This window comes from Anaerosporobacter sp., from assembly GCF_965301125.1.
The window spans coordinates 1-21,394 of sequence record NZ_CBDLAM010000006.1; the positions used below are offsets into that span (position 1 = coordinate 1).

The 21,394-nt window shown below is 34.3% G+C and carries 19 protein-coding genes; all 19 read right to left on the reverse strand.

Annotated features, from left to right (window positions below; genetic code table 11):
- The coding region (locus ACW2QF_RS01225) for a sensor histidine kinase (protein WP_455714168.1) at nucleotides 1-538 on the reverse strand (538 nt) is incomplete at its 3' end.
- 12 nt (nucleotides 539-550) lie between these two features.
- On the reverse strand, nucleotides 551-1,387 hold the full coding sequence (locus tag ACW2QF_RS01230) for an ABC transporter permease subunit (RefSeq protein WP_455714169.1): 837 nt from the start codon (nucleotides 1,385-1,387) through the stop codon (nucleotides 551-553).
- On the reverse strand, nucleotides 1,380-2,288 hold the full coding sequence (locus tag ACW2QF_RS01235; protein ID WP_455714170.1) for an ABC transporter ATP-binding protein: 909 nt from the start codon (nucleotides 2,286-2,288) through the stop codon (nucleotides 1,380-1,382). The genes ACW2QF_RS01230 and ACW2QF_RS01235 overlap by 8 nt, the downstream gene beginning before the upstream one ends.
- 120 nt (nucleotides 2,289-2,408) lie before the next feature.
- On the reverse strand, nucleotides 2,409-3,098 hold the full coding sequence (locus ACW2QF_RS01240; protein WP_455714171.1) for a response regulator transcription factor: 690 nt from the start codon (nucleotides 3,096-3,098) through the stop codon (nucleotides 2,409-2,411).
- Between the two features lie 33 nt (nucleotides 3,099-3,131).
- Nucleotides 3,132-4,631, reverse strand: coding sequence for a DHH family phosphoesterase (locus ACW2QF_RS01245; RefSeq protein ID WP_455714172.1), 1,500 nt, complete (start codon nucleotides 4,629-4,631; stop codon nucleotides 3,132-3,134).
- A gap of 38 nt (nucleotides 4,632-4,669) precedes the next feature.
- Nucleotides 4,670-7,225 carry an alpha-amylase family glycosyl hydrolase gene (locus ACW2QF_RS01250; RefSeq protein WP_455714173.1) on the reverse strand — a complete coding sequence of 852 codons (2,556 nt, stop codon included), beginning with the start codon at nucleotides 7,223-7,225 and terminating at the stop codon, nucleotides 4,670-4,672.
- 183 nt (nucleotides 7,226-7,408) lie between these two features.
- Nucleotides 7,409-9,862 carry a glycogen/starch/alpha-glucan phosphorylase gene (locus ACW2QF_RS01255; protein ID WP_455714174.1) on the reverse strand — a complete coding sequence of 818 codons (2,454 nt, stop codon included), beginning with the start codon at nucleotides 9,860-9,862 and terminating at the stop codon, nucleotides 7,409-7,411.
- A 418-nt stretch (nucleotides 9,863-10,280) separates the two neighbouring features.
- A complete protein-coding gene (locus ACW2QF_RS01260) occupies nucleotides 10,281-10,922 on the reverse strand; it encodes an SdpI family protein (protein ID WP_455714175.1) in 642 nt (213 codons plus the stop codon).
- Between the two features lie 38 nt (nucleotides 10,923-10,960).
- A complete protein-coding gene (locus tag ACW2QF_RS01265; protein WP_455714176.1) occupies nucleotides 10,961-11,233 on the reverse strand; it encodes an autorepressor SdpR family transcription factor in 273 nt (90 codons plus the stop codon).
- A 115-nt stretch (nucleotides 11,234-11,348) separates the two neighbouring features.
- On the reverse strand, nucleotides 11,349-12,272 hold the full coding sequence (locus tag ACW2QF_RS01270; RefSeq protein ID WP_455714177.1) for a DUF6544 family protein: 924 nt from the start codon (nucleotides 12,270-12,272) through the stop codon (nucleotides 11,349-11,351).
- A 30-nt stretch (nucleotides 12,273-12,302) separates the two neighbouring features.
- Nucleotides 12,303-12,842, reverse strand: a complete 540-nt coding sequence (locus tag ACW2QF_RS01275) for a MarR family winged helix-turn-helix transcriptional regulator (protein ID WP_455714178.1) — start codon at nucleotides 12,840-12,842, stop codon at nucleotides 12,303-12,305.
- A 245-nt stretch (nucleotides 12,843-13,087) separates the two neighbouring features.
- Nucleotides 13,088-14,284, reverse strand: coding sequence for a [FeFe] hydrogenase H-cluster maturation GTPase HydF (hydF, locus tag ACW2QF_RS01280; RefSeq protein WP_455714179.1), 1,197 nt, complete (start codon nucleotides 14,282-14,284; stop codon nucleotides 13,088-13,090).
- Nucleotides 14,285-14,295: 11 nt separating this feature from the next.
- Nucleotides 14,296-15,714, reverse strand: a complete 1,419-nt coding sequence (gene hydG / locus ACW2QF_RS01285; protein ID WP_455714180.1) for a [FeFe] hydrogenase H-cluster radical SAM maturase HydG — start codon at nucleotides 15,712-15,714, stop codon at nucleotides 14,296-14,298.
- Nucleotides 15,715-15,770: 56 nt separating this feature from the next.
- On the reverse strand, nucleotides 15,771-16,808 hold the full coding sequence (gene hydE / locus ACW2QF_RS01290; RefSeq protein WP_455714181.1) for a [FeFe] hydrogenase H-cluster radical SAM maturase HydE: 1,038 nt from the start codon (nucleotides 16,806-16,808) through the stop codon (nucleotides 15,771-15,773).
- Nucleotides 16,809-16,825: 17 nt separating this feature from the next.
- Nucleotides 16,826-17,071, reverse strand: a complete 246-nt coding sequence (locus ACW2QF_RS01295; protein WP_455714182.1) for a TM1266 family iron-only hydrogenase system putative regulator — start codon at nucleotides 17,069-17,071, stop codon at nucleotides 16,826-16,828.
- 182 nt (nucleotides 17,072-17,253) lie between these two features.
- Nucleotides 17,254-18,090, reverse strand: a complete 837-nt coding sequence (locus ACW2QF_RS01300) for a TraX family protein (RefSeq protein ID WP_455714183.1) — start codon at nucleotides 18,088-18,090, stop codon at nucleotides 17,254-17,256.
- 172 nt (nucleotides 18,091-18,262) lie between these two features.
- The gene (locus ACW2QF_RS01305; RefSeq protein WP_455714184.1) at nucleotides 18,263-19,165 is read right to left on the reverse strand and encodes a helix-turn-helix domain-containing protein; all 903 of its coding nucleotides are present in this window, start codon (nucleotides 19,163-19,165) and stop codon (nucleotides 18,263-18,265) included.
- A 173-nt stretch (nucleotides 19,166-19,338) separates the two neighbouring features.
- A complete protein-coding gene (locus ACW2QF_RS01310) occupies nucleotides 19,339-20,355 on the reverse strand; it encodes an MBL fold metallo-hydrolase (protein ID WP_455714185.1) in 1,017 nt (338 codons plus the stop codon).
- 246 nt (nucleotides 20,356-20,601) lie between these two features.
- Nucleotides 20,602-21,394 (reverse strand): DUF6612 family protein (locus ACW2QF_RS01315; RefSeq protein ID WP_455714186.1); only part of this gene is annotated, 793 nt, incomplete at its 5' end.

Sequence of the window (21,394 nt, forward strand, 5' to 3'; positions counted from 1 at the left end):
TCTCTGGTTCAATTTTACTATGTCTTAACTCATCATAAAACATAGAAATGGTATCACATAATATTCCATTCAAATCAATTTTCTCATTATCAAGTTGATACACACCCGATTCTAATCGAGTATATTCAAATAACTGATTTAGCATTACATTAACAGTATTGACACGATTTTGTATAATTCTAATATATTCCTTTTGTTTCTCTTCGTCAAGTCTATCTGTAGACAACATCTGTATATACCCTGATGCTGAAGTTAATGGCGTACGCAAATCATGTGAAATACTTGTAATAGATTGTTTAAATGAATCTTCTTGTTTACGGGTCACGTATTCTCGCTTCTTTATATACTTCAAGAATTGATTCAGTAAGGTTGCCAAGGAATTCCACTTTCTATTTTGAACGGCTATTGATACCTCTCTATTCGTCTCATTATCCCGTATAAATTCCAATTGTTTTATCAGGGAAGATAATTGTCTTTGGTTTAGGTATAATCGGAAAGACAATATTATACTAATTAGAACTAAGATACCAACTACCATTCACAATTCCTCCTATTTTACATCTGCTCTCTTGAAAAAGATACACGATCCAACTGTACTTATTACCGCATATGCAACAAACAGTATTCCCATATGTGCTATTGATGAAACTGCCCCATTATTCTCTATTATTTTATATAAGCCAGTTGATAATTGGATCTTAGAGAATGGTATTTTCCACGTGTTTTCTATAAGAGTTAAAACACTAGGTATCAACGTCAGTATCAAAATATTGGTTATTAATGAAAATTCTATATTTCTAATTACAAAAGCGATTAAAGTAAATAACATTGTGTATGCTATAAAGCACATCAATTCACCAAATAGAAATCTCCCCTTAGCCATTAACTCTACACTTGTAAACGTATTAACATGACCTGATAATATGGACCCAACAATCAATGCAAATAATAGTACTATTATAAACATAGTAATAACACTGCAAACATTAACAAATACTTTCGTAAAAACAATATGCTCTCTCTTATATCCTTTTGCAACCATACTTTTCATCGTACGCTCTTTAAACTCACCGCCAACAAGTATAGCTATCATGATTCCTATAATTAAAACAATAGAATCCCACTCTTGAAAAATTCCACTTACAAACTGCGTTCCGCTTTCTAAAAATGTTATTGATAAATCAGTATCCTCATCTACAGACACGTTATCTCTCGAGTTTTCATCCCCTGCGTTCATTAACATTGCTTTATTTTCTTCTGGCATATGATCCATATAAGAAAAAACTGCTGCAGCTATGCCAACAAAACAAATTACTATAAATGTACAAATATAAAACACTTTCGTATGAAATAATTTATAAAAATCTGCACGTATTAGATTAATCATTGTCCTTTCCCTCCATCAACTCTACGAAATATCCTTCAAGATCTTGACCAGCAAGAGCAATGCTCTCAACCGCTACATCTCCAAGTACTAATTGCTTATTCACTTCACTTACTTGTTCCGTATGACTAAATAATCGTATTATGTTATCTGGAAGAACATCAAATTCTACTGTGCTTAATTTATCTTCAATAATCGTTATGGCTTTCCTTGTATCATCTACTTTTATCTTGATACATCTCTTACAGCGCTCCTCTAAATCATTCTTATTAAACTCTTCAACCAACACTCCATTATTAATAATCCCGTATACAGTCGCAATCTTTGATAATTCACCTAATATATGACTCGAGATTAAGATTGTGATTCCCTTCTTATTCAGTTCAAGAAGTAATTCTCGCATCTGCTTAATGCCAAATGGATCTAACCCGTTAGTTGGCTCATCTAGCATTAAAAAATCAGGATTTCCAAGCAAGGAAATTGCAATAGAAAGTCTTTGCTTCATACCCAGTGAAAAGTTCTTACTTTTCTTCTTATTGGTGTTTTCTAATCCTACTAATTCAAGAATATTATCTACCGCGTCTTTCTCTGGAATCCCATAAAGTCTTACGTAATATTCAAGATTTTGTCTAGCTGTCATACTTGGATATAGTGCAGGATTTTCAATCGTTGTTCCTATTCTTCTACGTTGTTCATCTAGCCCCGTGCTCCCGAATAGCTGAATATCACCCTGTGTTGGTAACGCCAAACCTGCTATCAGTCGAATTAATGTTGTTTTACCTGCCCCATTCTTACCAATGAATCCGTAAATATCTCCACGTTTGATATTCATATTTACATGATCTACAACATATTTTCCTGCATATACCTTTGATAGATTATTAGTTTGTAATACATATTCCATATTGCCCTCCTATACTTTCTCTCATTGAATTTCATCATTGTTTCCCTTTGATGTTATTAGTATATTACTACTTTATTTAGTAACTATTTTTCAAATATAAAGAAAGTATTAAGAGTTGGATTATTCTTCTGTTTGCATTTTAAATCCAATGCCCCATACGGTTTGAATATATTTCTCTATAGAATTTCCTTTTGCTAATTTAGAACGGATATTACAAATATGTACATTTACTGCATTGTCTTCTCCTAAGAAATCTTCTTCCCAAACCGACTCATAGATATTATTCTTCGTAAATACTTTCTTAGGATTACTCATTAAGAGATGAAGTAAGTTAAACTCAAACTTCGTTAAAACAATCAAATTTTTGCTAACAGTACAAGTTAATTCTGTATCATTCAGTTCAATATCCTTAAATCTTAATACAGAATCCTCACTTGTTCGCGTAATATTCCCTTTACGGCGCATAACTACCTCAATCCTTACAAGCAACTCATCTGTATCATATGGTTTTGTTATGTAATCATCAGCACCGTCCTTTAATAGAGACAGCCTTGTACTCTTATCATCTTTTGCTGATACAGCTATTATTGGAATATCACTCTTTCCTCTAATTGCTTGTAACACTTCTTCTCCACTCATACCAGGAAGCATTAAATCAAGAAGCACTAAATCGTACCTCTCTTTTTCAAGCCAGAACAATGCTTCTGTACCAGAGTATGCATTATCAACTTCATATTGATGGCGAGTTAATAGTTCCCTCACCATTCCCCCTATATCACTATCATCCTCTACAATTAATATCTTGCTCATACGCTCTCCCCTACATATTTCATACTACCTTCATTAATCAATCTCTACATAAGATAGATGGAAGATATCCTTGTCTATAATAAATACATCACTCATATCCTCTTTATTAACTGCGATATAATCTCCAATCTCTCCGTACATATAATTATCTGGTTCCCCTACCGTGAATACCTTAGTTGTAATATTAATTGGTTTCGCATAAATATCATGATTCCCTTTAGCTGTACACGCTTTCGCAAACTTCTCAAGAGATATTGAGGTTCCATCAAATAGATTTTTGGCAACTGGCATATACTGCGCAGAATAACTAATCTCTGCTTCAACAGGCTGATATACTTGAAGAAACTTCTTTTCATCTATTACATTTACCTCTCCATATACCCCAAGGATAACATATAGTCTATTATCAACCGTGATCTCAATATCACCTTCAAACGTACGAATTAGTACAGAAGTTCCTTCTTTAATGTATTCTGATAATTTAACATAGCCAATTGGTACTCTTATCTTACGATATTGTTTCATTTGTTTTAAATTAATCTCATATTGAGCTGCATTAATAACTTCAAAACTTTCATAATACTGATTCATACGTTCTGTAAAATAAGCTTCAAGATTCATATTATGGTATTGTCCCTCGAATAACTGACGTTGTATGAATCCTCCGGCTTTTTCATTATGTCCTCCTCCAGATCCAATAACGTCTGTTAGATAGCTTGCCAGTTCACAAGCTTTGACTTCCTTAATACAACTACGTACAGATATCTTAATACCATCTTGTACTTCATTGAACACAACGCAAGTATCAATGCTATCCACTTGTAATAAGAAATCACTAATTAATCCTAAGATATTAGGATCGCAAGGCTTTACTTTAATTACTGCAAAGTGATGTTTCTCATTATATATGTATCTTAATAATGCTAATCCTGCAATTTCTAACTCATCAAGAGAGAGATTAGAATTACGTAATGTTGTGATTGTTCCTTGATCATAATGAAGCAGATCACGCATATCACGATCTAGTGGATGATGTATTTCAGCAAATTGTCCTGTATCCATATATAAGCCATAGAATAATGCCGTAGCGATCTTACTATCAGAATTCACATCAAAGCCTTCGTATTGCAACAATTGCCATACAAGAGTCGAACAACACCCAAGATAACTACGGATATCTGTATTCTCATATTGATCTACGTCAATTTCTAATTGATGATGATCAATTATTGCAACTTCTTTCGCTTCATGTCTCGTAACATTGCCTGTTCCATACTGACAATCTACTGTAATTAAAAGTTCTACATTAATTGGCTTCTTAACATATTCTATAGGAATATCAATTTTATCAAGCATAAGTAGCAAATTTCGTTTTTGTATTTGATAACGTCCACTATAGATTAACCTAACATTCTTATTTTTTGATTTAAAATAACGATACAATGCGTATCCAGATGCTAAACTATCTGCATCTGGATTATCATGGCACTGTATGACAATATTCTCATGTTTTAATAGATTATTTAAGTGCATTTGATTCCTTTCTCTTTCATCTCATATTCTCGAATATATCAGTATTCAATAATAATACTAGAATATGATTTTAATGTAATTTTATTCTTGCTACAATTAGCTTTACCATTGCTATCAAACAATACTTTGCTTAATTTACCTTTATCAAAGCTAACCTTCTTTGTCTTGTTGGAGAAATTATGTACTACAAGGACCTTTTGTTGATTACTTATTCGCTCATACGCCATAATCTGTGAATCATGAAAATCATATGCTTTGTAAGAACCATTCATTAATGCGTCGCTACTCTTACGTAGTGCTATTATGTCCTTATAATACTGATACATAGAATTCTCATCTTTCAACTGTTCTTCAAGAGATGGGGTTTTGGTATTCATGGTATCCCCTTCTCCAGAGTACGCCTTCATCCAATCAGCTGTTGGTGCACTTCCATCTTTATTCCACTTGAAGGCAGTTCTCTTTAATGGGTCATCTCCTTCTCCGCGCATTCCAAGCTCTTCGCCATAATAGATATATGGATTCCCAGATAAGGTCATATAGATATTAGCCGCAAGTTTTGCTTTGGCTTCATTATCTAGGTCACTCATTACACGGTTCTGGTCATGATTAGAGGCAAATATACCATCTAAATATTTCGTATCATATTCTGCATACCGATCAAGTATAGATTCTAAATACTGTGATAGATTCTGATTATCCTCTACCATTGCAGATTCATTCTTAATTCCTATCATCATCTTATCTACAAATTCAAAATTAAACTTCGTATCAAAAGGCTGTACGTATTCAGGTAAAACCTCTCCATCTTGCCATGCCTCTCCTACAAGGTAAACATCTGGTTTAATCTCCTCACAAGCTCTGGCGAATTCATTCCACCACTGAATATTATGTGCTAGTTGATCATCTTGTTGCTTGAATTCATTATCTCCATAGATGTGCATAGCCGCATCAAGACGATATCCATCAACTCCTAGAGCAAGCCACTTTTTAGCTACTTTCTTGATTTCTTCTCTTACTTCAGGATTATTATAGTTCAAGTCTGGCATGCCTTTTGAAAATATTCCATAATATGCATACTTACTGGTCTCTAATCCACGCCATACCGGGTTTCCCCAAGATGATGTATCATCAGCACTATAGATTGGTGTATTGTCTTTTTCTACAATACGATAGTAGTTAACGTATTTGTTATCTACACCAGATGTAGCCTGTAAAAACCACGGATTTATATAAGAAGTATGATTGATAACTAAGTCCATAATAACCTTAATTCCTCGTTTATGTGCCTCATCTAATAAATTCTTGAAATCTTCCTCTGTACCATAGCTATCATTTAATGAATAATAATCCATTACATCATACCCATGATAACTATTTGTCTTATTAATTGGCATTAGCCAAATACCTGTAACCCCTAGATCTGCAAGATAATCTAGTTTACTAGTTACACCATTGAAATCTCCAATACCATCTCCGTCACTATCTGCGAATGCACGAACGAAGATCTCGTAATAGATACCCTCTTTATCCGTCTCATCACTCTTATTACGTAACTCTAGCGGGAAGTCAGCTGTTTCATATTCATCAGTACCATACTTTGCTTCTTCCTCTGGTATCTCCTTTAAACTAGCTTCCAAATCTACCTTGTACCACTGTGGTTCAACCTTACTATTATCCTCACTAACAGTGTAGGACTCTTGTTGTAGAAAATATAAAGTCTTACCATCACCACTAATGTTACATGTAAACACATCCATATACGGATCATTCACTACACTACTTAATAATCTACTATTCTTAAAACTCTTTTCTTCCTTCGTAGCAGTGAATAAATTGTTAGAGCTAAGTGATGATATATCTGTAGTGAAACTAGTGTATATCAATTCATCCCCTTCTGGAACAACTGCTACACCATACATATTAGGTGCCACTTGATCAGATGGTCTATTTACTTCGTTACCTAATCGTATTCCATTATACGCTGCCCCATCATATGAAGCTAGGAACAAATCAGAAACGTAATCTTCTGTTGATGATGTATTGTAATATAAATTTCCATCACGATCAACAGACCCAACCCATTCATTCCGCTTTGTATTCAGCGTATCTAAATATTTTAGTTTCGTAATTTTATTATCTTTAATCGTAGGTACTTCCAATGTAGCCATATTAATATCAGAATCAGAGCTTGTCTTAACAGAGACATATAACGTAGCACCATTAACAGAAACCGCTGCATTATAAAATAATAGGCCTTCATCAAAAGTAATCTTCTCTGGATTAGTCCATATTCCATCCTTTTTTGTAAGACGGTATAATAGATTCCCTTCCGTTTCTACATCTGTAACCCCTTCTTTTCTTGCTGTGATATAGGCAACTTCACCTGACTCAGGTATTGCTATTGACCATATATCGGTACTAATACAAGAAAAATCATCACAGATTACAGCTTGAGTGTTTACCTGTTGTCCATTTTTATCAGTTTCTGAGCTAGTAGCATCTGTTCCTTCTTCATTCGTACACGCCGTAATACCTAACCCTAGAATCAGTACAAGAGGCATAAGAAATACAATTTTTTTAGTTAATTGCTTCATAAACTCCTCCTTGTATTATTTTATTTTCCCTTCTAAACTCACAATTTTTATTCCTACATTAATTATATATCACTTGTTACCCGCTATCAATAATTATTTAACAATTATCCCCTTTTGCTAATATCAATAAAAGCATAGACGATTCGCATAACGAACTTTCTATTCTTTTATCTATATATAATCTTATAATTCTACCTTTACTTTATCAAGATGCCATATTTCTGTAGCATATTCTTCAATTGTACGATCAGAAGTAAACTTACCAGTACTTGCAACATTTAAGATTGCTGATTTAGCCCATCTTTCTTGATCTTTGTATGCCTCTTCCACACGTTTTTGTGCTGCTTCATAAGAACGGAAGTCCTTTAAGATGAAGTATTGATCCGCTCGCTCTCCTCCATTATTATCAAGTAAGGAATTGTAGATTTCACGGAATAATTCTGTATTCTCAGGTGAGTAATAGCCATTCACTAACTGCGTTAATACCATACGAATATCTTGGTCGATATTGTAGATATCTCTTGGATTATATCCACCTTCTTGTTCATAATGAATTACTTCATCTGCAGATAAACCGAATGTAAATGCATTCTCTTCTCCTACTTCTTCAATAATTTCTACATTAGCGCCATCCATCGTTCCAAGTGTTAATGCACCATTCAGCATGAACTTCATATTCCCCGTTCCTGATGCCTCCTTACTTGCTGTTGAAATCTGTTCCGATACATCTGCTGCTGCAAAAATCATCTCCGCATTGGATACACGATAATTCTCAATAAATACCACCTTTATTTTATTCTTGATGGATTTATCATTATTAATCACATCTCCAACATTATTAATCAACTTAATAATTGCTTTTGCTCTACGATAACCTGCTGAAGCCTTCGCCCCGAAGATAAATGTTCTTGGATAGAAGTCCATATCAGGATTCTTCTTTAATTGGTTATATAGATGCATTACATGTAAGATATTAAGAAATTGTCTCTTATACTCATGTAATCTCTTAACTTGTACGTCAAATATAGATCTTGGATCAACCTCAATCCCATTATGCTCCTTAATATAAGCAGCAAGTCGCACTTTATTTTGATATTTAATTTGCATAAATTCTTTCTGGCACTTAATGTCATCTGCATATACTTTCAATTCATTGATATGTGGTAAATTCGTAATCCAATCATCACCAATCTTGTCTGTTATCCAGTTAGCAAGTAATGGATTCCCATGTAATAGGAATCTTCTTTGAGTAATACCGTTTGTCTTATTGTTAAACTTCTCAGGCATCATCTCATAGAAGTCCTTTAATTGCTGATTCTTAAGTATTTCTGTGTGTAATTTGGCTACACCATTAACAGAAAAACCTGCTACAATAGCAAGATGTGCCATCTTTACTTGCCCATCATATATAATTGCCATCTTCTCAATCTTCTTATAGTCATTTGGATACTTCGCTTGGATCTCGAAGATAAAGCGACGATTAATCTCTTCTACAATCTGATAGATACGAGGTAATAATCTTGAGAATAATTCAAGTGGCCATTTTTCAAGCGCTTCTGACATAATTGTATGATTTGTATATGCACAAGTCTTCGTTGTTATACTCCATGCCTCTTCCCAAGATAGCTGATACTCATCCATAAGTATTCTCATTAATTCTGCAACTGTAACCGTTGGATGGGTATCATTTAGTTGAAAACATACCTTTTCATGGATTTTACGGATGTCATCGTGTTTCTCCATATATTTGTTAACTGCTCTTTGTATACTAGCAGATACGAAGAAATATTGTTGTTTCAAACGTAACTCTTTACCAGCGTAATGATTATCGTTTGGATATAGTACTTCACAGATTGTACGAGCAAGGTTTTGTTGCTCAACTGCCTTTTGATAATCTCCTTTATCAAAGGAATCTAAGTTGAAATTATCTATTGCTTCCGCATCCCAGATACGTAGCGTATTCACCACGTTGTTACCATAACCAACTACAGGAAGATCATATGGCACAGCAAGTACGGATTGGTAGTTTTCCTGTACAAATTTTTCCCTTCCATTCTCGTCTTTTATAATACGAATATAGCCACCGAATTTTACTTCTACTGCATACTCTGCTCGCTTCATCTCAAATGGATTTCCATCTTTTAACCAATTGTCTGGCACTTCAACTTGATAACCATTTTCAATCTTTTGTTGAAACATACCATATTTATAGCGTATTCCACAGCCATATGCAGGGTATCCAAGAGTTGATAACGAGTCTAAGAAACATGCTGCTAATCGTCCCAGACCTCCATTGCCAAGCGCTGGATCTGGTTCTTGATCTTCGATTACATTCAGATCAATTCCAAGTTCATCTAATGCTTCCTCAATAACTTTATTTGCTCTCATATTAATAATATTATTCCCAAGTGCTCTACCCATTAAGAATTCCATTGATAGATAATAAACGGTTTTTACGTCTTTCTCTTCATATTCCTTATGTGTAGCCATCCATTGGTCTATAATCAAATCTTTTACCGAATAGGATACTGCTTGAAACAATTGTTGCCTTGATGCTTCGTCAACTGATTTTCGAAACAGTACTTTCGTATAATCTTCTACACTTTTTTTGAATTCTGCTTTTTTAATATTCTGCATACGATTTCCTCCAAGCCTTTATTTATTGATAGATGAAGTTTTACCTTATAGATAAAATTTCATACTTTGCTATAAATTATTACTATTATAGCTGCTTAAACTCATCCTTCAAGTGCCTTCTTTATTTTATGTAATGTAGTTTCTCCCCGCTTCTAACAAGCTACATTATACTGTATATTTCTACATGTCGCAAGCAACCGTTCAGACTGCATCAATAAATGGGACTTATTGATATTTTTTATTTTATAAATATTGTGAATTTTGTGTAAATTTACTAACAGGATCAAAACAATTTAATGAGATGTATAATATTATTATATGAAGAACTGTATAATTTTGTAATATGCTAACAAATATATTTATCAATAAAGGAAATCGTATGAAATCATTGATAAATAGATGCTTATTTTGCAGTCAGTTAAATTCCCCGTCTATATAATACAAACGAATACATCATTGGAATAAACACTATTGTTGCAATAACTCCTAGCGTAATATATACCGTTGGCCAGAAGACACTTAACAGGATAATAACTCCTCCTACTACATAGATAAACCCAGCCAAACGATGTGTTTTATTCCAATTATCTTCATTATTAAGAGTCCAAGGCAACTTGATACCCATTGTATAGTTAAAATGACACTTAGGTAGATAATTCCCTATAAAAATTAATAAAATACCCAAAACTATGCTACCAATATTACCTATATGAAAGTCCTTTCCTAGTGCAAAAAATATGATGTATGTCATGCATCCAACTGAAATAACCGGTACAAGCCATCGAAATAAGTTTAATAATACTTTGGGATAATTCGCTTTCTGTGGATCCGTCACTAAACGAAACTGCGTAAACAGATTCAAGACTGCTAAGAAAATAGGTAAACCAAAGATTACCAAAGGCTTATTCATATAGTTATCTGCCTTTCCCGCATCATTAAAATGTATCGCTAGCTGATTTGGTAGTTCCTTATAGTAGAATACTCCCATTAGAATTGGAAGCAAACATATAATAGTGGTAAGAATAAGCGTAATTTTCATAGATTTATCAACTTGATTCACAATAAACACTCCTTTTCAATTTTATCATAATAACTGCATCACTGCTCCTTACCGCTCCCAAACTGCGATAACCAAAGCATAATTTCTTCAAAGATAGACGCATTCAGCTCATAATAAACGAAATTCTTATATTTTGATTCTCGTATTAATTCCGCCTTCTTTAATTGTGATAGATGATAGGATACAGTTGCTCCCGTCATATCAAACTTCTTTGCAATTTCGCCAGCAGGCATTTTCCCTTCTCGTAACATTACTAGAATCTCACGTCGGATTGGATCAGACAATGCTTTAAATGTCTCCGCGAATCCCATTTGACACCTTCTTTCAATATCTATTTAGAAATATTTCTAAATAGATTATATTCCTTTATTTAGAAAAAGCAATAACTATTTAGATATTTTTCTAAATAGTTATTGCTTTTTCTGTTTACTTACTATAGATAATTTCATAATTATCCGAATCGAAATAAACTATTTTCTTATCTGGATACTGTTTAAATGCTGCCACCTTCGATGGTACTTTAAACCCATTTCGCTGCTCATACTCTCCATATTCACCACCCCAGCCAATTGGTGTCTCTACACCATCGATGACCGCGACCTCTCTTTCCATACTAAAGAAGTCTGTTATTCTTCCCTCATCATCAATCGTAAATGTTCCAGTACCTGACACTCCATTATATGAAACAGTAGCCTCGACATGGTTATAATCAATCTGTTTATATGTTATGTACTCAGATAAAAGTGCTGTAGGATTTAAAACATTTTCACTCATCCATGATATTAAGCCAGCTACATACATCTGCTCATTATGCACATCAAATATTTGGATTACTTTACCTACCACTCCAATCATGCCACCTTGCATGGCTCCATCAATTTCTTTACAATAATCCATTCCTTCAAAGGGAACTCCCATATAAGAAGAAGTGATTCCAGCACTTCGGAATGGACGATCTGCAAATAGATAGAGATCATATTGCATCGTAAGTGCTTTATTCATATCAGTATTAAAAAAATACGTATCCTTATATTTAACTCTTACCTGATTATGCTTTGCTTGTCCCACGCAGCCTATATAATTAAAATATCGCTGCATCGCTTCTGGTAGTCTTTCTATATCCTCTGTAGTGATTGTACCTGTAGCTTCAGCTGTTGTATCAATTTCCTTCTTTATCATTTTTTGAAATGCATTCTTATTCGGTGAATATGGAATTTCAAAAAATATTACGATAGCAACTATAATAACTACTAAGATTCCTAAAATTATAGACATCATCTTTTTCCCCTTTTTTCTTCTTCGTTTGTCTTTTTCTTCTATCTCTTTACTAAGTTCTCTTACTGAAACCATATATTCTCCCCCTATTGATTATTATAATATCTATCTATTACCATCTTGTTCCATCGCTAGAATATTCTCATGCCATCTGCGCATACCTTGGTATAAACCATCTAACGTTCCCTCATCCATATCCTTGTATAACGCCTCGAAGAACTTCATCTCCCTATTCTTTCGTTCCTCAAACAGCTCTTTTGCTCCCTGAGTAGGATACATACGAACATACCTAGCATCCTTACTATCTGTCGTTATTGTGATATACCCCTTCTTTTCTAATATAAGAGCCATCTTCTTTACATTCTGACCAGAAGATGAAGTATACGTTGCAACCATATTGATTGTTGCCCCATCCTCTTCATACTCTGCAATTGCCCTTAACACTCCCCACTGCTTAAGTGTAATACGATCATCAAATTCGTCTCCTAACTTTTGTAGTTTATTTGCCAATACAAATAACGCTCCAAATAGATAGGATTGCTTATCTAGTTTCTCTGTCTTCTCATAGATAATACGATTCTCCATATCTACTTGATTTAGTGAATTCTTCTTTTGATTCATAATAGAATTCTTATTACTTGCCATGTCAATTATCACCTCGTATAAGATTATTCTTATTAAACACAATACCTAACCAGTTAGATATTATATTACCTAACTGGTTAGGTATTGTCAAGTAGAATATTCGACATGAGAGGAGAGGATATTGCAAAAAGCGGTCACGCTATGTTATTAAAACTAAATGCTTTCACACACTAGCAAAAAGAACAACTACGAAAAGTTGTTCTTTTTTAATAACATAGTTAGCTTACTCTAATGATATGTATAATTTATATACTTACATTTTCTAAAATTCCACTTAGATATGCTAGTACTACACCATAATTAGACATTGGAACTTGCTTATCCTTGGCTTGCCCGATTCTCGACATAACATACTTTCGATTAAACATACAAGCACCACATTGAATGATTAAATCATATTGTTCTAAGTTTGTTCCAAAATCCATACCACTCACCACATCGATTGTCAAACCTTGCCCAACTTTGTTTCGTAGCATTCGTGGTAGTTTTTCACGTCCAATATCCTCTTTAAGAGGTGCATGGGTACAACACTCTGCAATTAATACCTTCGAATTTTCCGTTAAGGCATCAATTACTTTTGCACCCTCTTTATAATAGTCAATATCTCCTTTATATGCTGCGTATAACATAGAAAAAGATGTTAATTTACTTTCCGCAGGCTTCTTCTCATATACTGTTTTGAATACTTGGGAGTCTGTAATAATTAATTCAGGGACTTTCTTCATACATGCTAACGCTTGATCTAGCTTATCCGTTGTAGCACTCATTACGAGACATTTCTTATCTAGTAATTCTCGTAATACTTGAACTTGTGGAAGAATCAGTCGCCCTTTTGGTGCTTGAATATCTTGTGGCATTACAAGAAGAACCGTCTCTCCTTCGTGAATGAGATCTCTTGTTATACTTTCCATCTCGAAGTCGTCTGGTACCTTTTTAATTAAAGCCTCCATTAGAAGGAAAATTCCTTCCCCCTTCTTAGCACTAACTAGGATTGGTTCTGTATTCGTATTCTTCTTAACAGCTTCTATTAGTTCTTCCACATACGCATTGTCATCAATCTTACTAATCACCGTTATAACTGGGGTCTTTTTTGATAAAAGTTGCTCATACCATTGTAGCTCTTGTTCCATGTCTGGTTCCGAAAACAATAACACTGCAATATCTGTTTTCTCTACAATCCCTTCTGTCTTTTGTACACGAATTTCACCAAGTTCTCCAATATCATCGAATCCTGCGGTATCTATCAACATACAAGGGCCAATTCCGCTTATCTCCATTGGCTTATAAACAGGATCTGTTGTGGTTCCTGCTATCTCTGATACAATTGATACACTCTGTCCTGTAATTGCATTGATAATAGAGGATTTACCACTATTTCTCTTTCCATAGAATGCAATATGTACACGGTTTGCTGTGGGTGTATTATTCAAATTACTATTCATTAACGGCCTCCTTAGAATCTGAAATCTCTCTTTCCATGTTCGATATCATAGATATGTTCTGTTGCAATCTTCTTAACCTTATCGTTTGGTATCTTATCTAATTCTTTAGCGATCAATTCATAACCTAATTTCTTGGTTGACTCACTTGCATAATCTTCTAGATATTCTTTCAGTGTCATTAATGCATTTGGGTGGCAACAATTTTGAATTTGCCCACTCTTACACAAACTCATAAACCGATCTCCCGTTCTGCCTTCTCGGTAACAAGCTGTACAAAAACTTGGAAGATAGCCTATTTCCATTAGCCAACGTACCACCTCATCTAATGTTCGTCTATCACTTACATCAAACTGAGCAGAATTATCCTCCTCTGGTTCTTCTTCATAATAACCACCAACACTGGTACGAGAACCACCGCTAATCTGTGATACACCAAGATGCAATACCTTTTCTCGCACCTCTTTGCTTTCTCTCGTAGAGATTATCATACCTGTGTATGGAACAGCTATACGAATGCAAGCAACAATCTTAGCAAACATTTCATCGGAAATACCATTATCAAAAACATCCGGGTCAATATCATCAGCACGTCTAATTCTTGGTACACTAATGGTATGTGGCCCAACTCCATGTACTGCTTCTAGATGCTCTGCATGCATTAACAATCCAGCAAACTCATATCGATATAACTCTAGGCCAAATAAAACACCAATACCTACATCATCAATACCACCTTCCATAGCACGATCCATGGCTTCTGTATGATAAGCGTAATTATGTTTTGGTCCTGTTGGATGTAATTTCTCATAACTTTCTTTGTGATAGGTTTCTTGAAATAAAATGTATGTGCCAATTTCCGCTTCCTTAAGCTTACGGTAATTCTCAACAGTAGTTGCAGCAATATTAACATTGACACGACGGATTGCACCATTCTTATGCTTTATACTATAGATGGTTCTGACACAATCTAGTATATACTCAATTGGATTGTTCACTGGGTCTTCCCCCGCTTCAATTGCAAGACGCTTATGCCCCATATCTTGTAGCGCCATTACTTCCTTTGCTACTTCCTCCTGTGTTAGCTTCTTTCTAGCAATATGCTTATTCTTTAGATGATACGGGCAATACAGACAACCATTCACACAGTAATTAGATAGATACAGTGGCGCAAACATAACAATTCGGTTCCCATAGAAATCCTTCTTGATTTGTTCTGCTAACTCGTAAACCTCTTTCACTTTCTCAGGAATATCACAATCAAGTAAAACAGCCGCTTCCTGGTGCGATAACCCCTTTTTCAACTTTGCTTTTGCAATAATTGCATCAATTACCTCAACATTGTTCTTATTTTCCTCTGCGTACTGAAGAGTCTTAAGAATCTCCTCATGGTTAATAAACTCCTCCGCTTTAAGGGATTTTACATTATACATAACTTCCATCCTTTCTTCTGGGTTAGGAATGTTATAACGCATAGCTTTCCCATAAGTTATATTTTATAATCGCCTCGTTCTACCACTAGGTGATAGCCTTTGTTCTCCATACGCCATGCTAGGCACATGCGACATTCTGCTGCCTCGTCTCCTGTACAGATTTTATTGTCATATAACATATATTTTTTCCGAACATCGGTTGGCGACAAATTTGGCATAACTACATTGGCACCTGCTAAGATTCCCTTCTCCCGTCCAAGTGGATGAATCGTACCTAGAGCTGTTGTTGCAGGCAATAACACTCGAGGGTTCATAAGCCTAATAATACTTAATAACCGAAGTGTCATCTCTAGCGTTCCCTGTGTCTGATCTGCAAATGGAGTATCCTTATGTGGGATAAACGGTCCTATCCCTACCATATGAGGTTCTAATTCTTTGATATATTCTAAATCATCAATTAAGTTATCCACTGTCTGACCAGGTGAACCGACCATAAATCCACAGCCCACCTGATATCCTATGTTCTTTAAGTGGATAAGACATTGCTTCCTGTTATGTAATGATAACTCTTTCGGATGAAGTTTCCCATAATGCTCTTCGTTTGCTGTCTCGTGTCGTAGTAAATAACGGTCCGCTCCTGCGTCAAATAATCTCTTGTAACTGTCGTAACTACGCTCTCCTACGGATAAGGTAATCGCACAATCTGAATAGTCTCTTTTTATAGAACGAATCATATCTTCCAGTCGTTCATCTGTAAAATATCCATCTTCCCCTCCTTGTAATACGAAGGTTCGAAATCCTAATTCATAACCTACCTTACAACATTCTAGTATATCCTCCTCTGTCAATCGGTATCTAGAAGCATTCTGATTCGATCTACGGATTCCACAATAGTAACAGTCATTCTTACAATAGTTTGTAAACTCAATTAACCCTCTTGTATACACATCATACCCATAAACCTGATGCCTCACTTCTCTTGCCTTCTCTGCTAAATACTCTTGTTCCTCATCGGTAATGTTAGTTAATAATTCTCGAAATTCATCTCTTGATAATACATGATCTTCTGCTAAACGATTGATTATATTCTTCATAGCCACCTCACAATATATTAAACATTCGAATATGCTGTCTTAACACTAACTCCTGATAATCGACCAATCTTCCCCGCTAAAGCACTGATGATGTCTTGTGGTGCGTCAATTGCTATACTAATGATATTAATCTTTCTTTCTCGATAAGGAATCCCCATTCTCCCTATAATATAGTTCCCATACTCATGTAATAACTGGTTTAATTCTTCAACAGAGTCACCATTCTCTACTATAATTCCAATTACAGCTACCCTTGTCTCCATAATCCCCAAACCTCTCCTTTCAAACCATAAAAATACCCTTAGTATGCCTAAGCGCACTAAGGGTAATAACATACGTTTTATGTTTTTACTCACGCCTTCTGATTCGGAACGTATCCTTACCATCAGCACGATCTTATTGATTATATTTTATCACTAAGTAAATATTTGGTCAATCAATATTATTATCTCAACACCCCATACAATACACATGATAGACCAAATAAAACATACACATGTACAGGATAGAACCAGTAGAATAATTTCTGAGAACCTTTACCACGTTCTCCATTATAAAATAACATAAATACTGCTGCAAATGCTTCAAACCACTCATAATATTGAAATACAAGCTGGTGAATTGTAACTCCTGGCAACATAAGATATACCATTCCTATATCCAGAATTAGTGCTGTAGCTGCAAAAGAAATTGCTTGAACCTTCCGATTCTTTCTTGCAAGATACAAAACGATACCACACAATATAAAAGCACTGCCCCCATCTGTTAATGCTGAGTGCATTGGTAATAAAGTAAAATGCAATAATGAAATTATCCTTCCAAGGGAAGGTACTCTCGTCAGTATAGCCATAGCTATAAATGGATAGAGTACTGGCAATACAACAGCTACTATGCCTTTACACCATCTCTTATCCCTGATCCATACAATTCCTTGCAGTATAACTAGCAGAATAACGAAATTCGCCAAGATTGCATTCTGCGGATAAAAACCATCGGGTCTTGTAACTCCATACATCAAACATATATACTGGAATATTCCCATCCCGATTGATAATGCATACATCCGTAGAAAATACTTTCTACGATTATGCGTATGTATAAAACCCTCAACCACACAAAATAAAAACAGCGGTGCTGATAATCTTCCGAGCATAGAAAACCAATCTGGAACTTTACCAGTAAATTCAAAAAAATAATGAATATGATCCATTACCATAAGTATTAAAGCAATATACTTTAGTTGAAAACCAGTTAAACCTTTCTTCTTACTTTCACTTTCCATAATTAGATTCCTCCCTTATTATCAATAATCAAGTCTCTAATACTTTTAAGATCTTAATTATTTATTCTAAAGAAAGAATACTCTATAATTATAAGGAATTTATAAGGATTCTTAAGTCTTTTTAGTATTAATTTAACACTTCTTTGTTATAACGAATTCCCGTTTTCTTCGTTTAGTCAATATTATTATATGTCTTCCTATACTCTCCAGGAGTAATTCCTATCTCCTTTTTAAACACTTTTACAAAGTAACTCATATCGCTAAATCCCGTTCGATCACATATATCATTAATAGGGATTAACGTATCTTTTAATAACGTACAGGCAATCTTCATTCGAATCTGAGTTAGATACTGAAGTGGACTTTTATCTATCACTTTCTTAAACTCATTCTGCAGTGTCGTTCGATTCGTTCCAAATGTACTAGCAAGTTGTTCTAAAGTTATCTTATCCCCATAATGCAATCCAAGATACTCAATAACTTTTGACACTAGGGAGGAATCTCCTTGTTCAAGGTATAAGATACTTCCCTCTTGACTACCAGTTTGAGCAATATGGAATAAAATCTCAAGCATATTTGTACGACTCATGCAAGGCCAATACATGGTATCTTGTTCTGACAAAAGTTCGGTTAAACGATCTAGCTTCTGGCCTATAAGTAGTGAACTATTCTCATTAAGACTAATAATTTTAGCTTCATTTTTCACATTCCACTTAAACTTCTCGAGATAAAAAAGGTCCTGTTTATCGGTAATGGATAATTCTTTTTTCTCGTTGCAGCTTTCAAAATCTAGTCTTGAATTAAAAACAGATGGATGAAAGTATACAATCTTACACTCATCCTTATTAACACTATGTAATTCAATTTGATCTCGATCATTTATGTAAAGTAAGTTCGGTCCTAATAAGAGTAGTTTTTTGCCGTTCAACAACACCTCATATTTCTCTGCATTGATATAGAATAGTTTGTAGTAATTCTTAACGCTCTCCGACCGCAATGTTGATGTATCTTTCGTTATCATAATAGAAAAACAATATCCAAGATAATGTTTATGCCCTAATGTATATAAATTCATATTTACTCCTAACATCGCTTTGCTTAAGCAATATGCGAATAAATACTCATGCGAAAATCATTTTCACACTGTCATTTGCTTATAATATTACAGCATATGAAAATTTATGTAAAGACATAATTACTCTCTTGAATATTGTTTTTTTGTAATAAAGTTCCTACTTTTTTTGATTTTTACTGATAACTTATATTGTTTAAGATCCTACACATATGTTGTGAATCGTTAGCAATAGAATCTTTATCTACGTACATTACATTATTATATAATGACGTCGTTCCATATATATAGGAGAAGATGCTTAAATCAGTTTCAAAAAAATGTGTTGGTATAATAACTTTTGGGTTCACCTGTTTCATTAACATGATTGCTTTACCATCTTTACCTTTGAATGAAGAATATGAATTCGTATACTGCATAAAGCAAACGTCTACTTCTCCTAGTTGCTCCATCTGTTCATCAGTAAGTACTGTCTGGCCTACATCTCCCATATGTACAATTCTTAGCCCATCTACTTCAATTAAAGCAATATAATTACTTGCTGGCTTTCTAATTTCTTCACCTTGATGAGAAGATGGGATCAAAGTAATCTTAAAATCTCTTGTTTCAATGGTACCTTCTTCATATAATAATTTTTTTGCATCTGGATAAGAATCATTAAATTCTGTATCAACATGATCAGGATGGTCATGCGTACTAATGACAGCTGATACATTCATATCATATTCTTCTTTTGTAGCAACCGATGTTGGATCTATTACAATACTCTCTCCCTCAGTAGATGTAATCATATATGAGTTATACTTATATGTCCCATTGGTGGATACACATTGAATCTGTACCTTTCCTGACTCATTCTTAGTTAAAGGTTTTGTCTTTTGAACCTCTGTCGTATCATCAACCCCATCAGATGTTTTCGTATCTTGCGAAACCTCAAACCCTTTATTTTCTTCAATCTTAACTGCAATATCCTCTGCTGATTTTTTAGCTTCTTCTATGGCAAGGTCTAACTCACTTTTTTCTTCCGTGGTACTCGTTGTATCCTCTGTTACTTCTGTGGTATCTGTTGTCTCCCCAGTAGTTTCTGTGGTATTTGTCTTCTTCTCCTCACCAACTGTATTGTTTCCTTTTTTTCCACATCCAGTCATAACACATGCTAGAACTAATATCATAACTAGTGCCTTTTTCTTCATTTTAAGCTCCTCCTTTTTTCTTTAATATTCACTACCCTTAAGATCTCCCCCTAACTATTTAATCCTTACGAGTAGCTATATTTATTCTAGCAAAATGAGAAATTATTTCTATGAAGTATTAACAATACTTATGGTATAATCTGCAAAAAATATATATACTTGATCTATGTAAATAAAATCAGTTTCTCTAATTAAAAAGGATTACCTAAGTTAGGTAACCCTTACAATACTACTTAAAGTATATATTTAATTAGTAAGTTCACTTGAATCAACTTCTGTATATCCTTCTAAATCAGGGACTTCAATTTCTTCAATTTCTTGGCCCGGATTATTATAAGTCATATCCATTTCCATGTTCATCTTCGCTGTTTCGCCTTCTACTTCCATATCAAGTGTAAGGTTCATCTTAACTGCTGTGAAGTAACCATCTTTATTAATTGTTGTTTCTACATCACCTTCAATTCCTGAAAACGATTGTCCTTCTGTTGCAGTTCCTAAGTCTGTCATCATATCTTTAATATATTCTGTCATCTTATCACCATCTAATTGGAAAGTAATAACTGTATTATCACCATCCTTTGTCGTCTTAACATCCTTCATATATTTGGACAACTCATTTGTTTGCATGGTGCTTCCGTTAATTGTTTCAAGAACTTCTGAATAATCCATTGCAGCTTTCATTTTTTGTCCAAATGAATCCACATAATAATATCCATCTGTATAGAACATGCTCATATCCAAATCCATACCTAGCATAGACATCTTATAGTTACAAAGATATTTCATATCTTCTGTACCAAAATCTGTCGCTTTGATATCCATATCCATACTAATATCCATGTTTTCTTCGTTCTGCGTCATTACCATCTTCATTTTTGCAGTTGCATCCATGTCTTTTAGCTCTGACGTTTTCTTTGATGCATTTTCATAGATTGTCGCTGGATCTGTACTCTTTGAATCATTACCTTTTGAACATCCTATTAAGCTAAATACCAATATTAAACTCAATAAAAACACTAATCTTTTTTTCATAAAACCC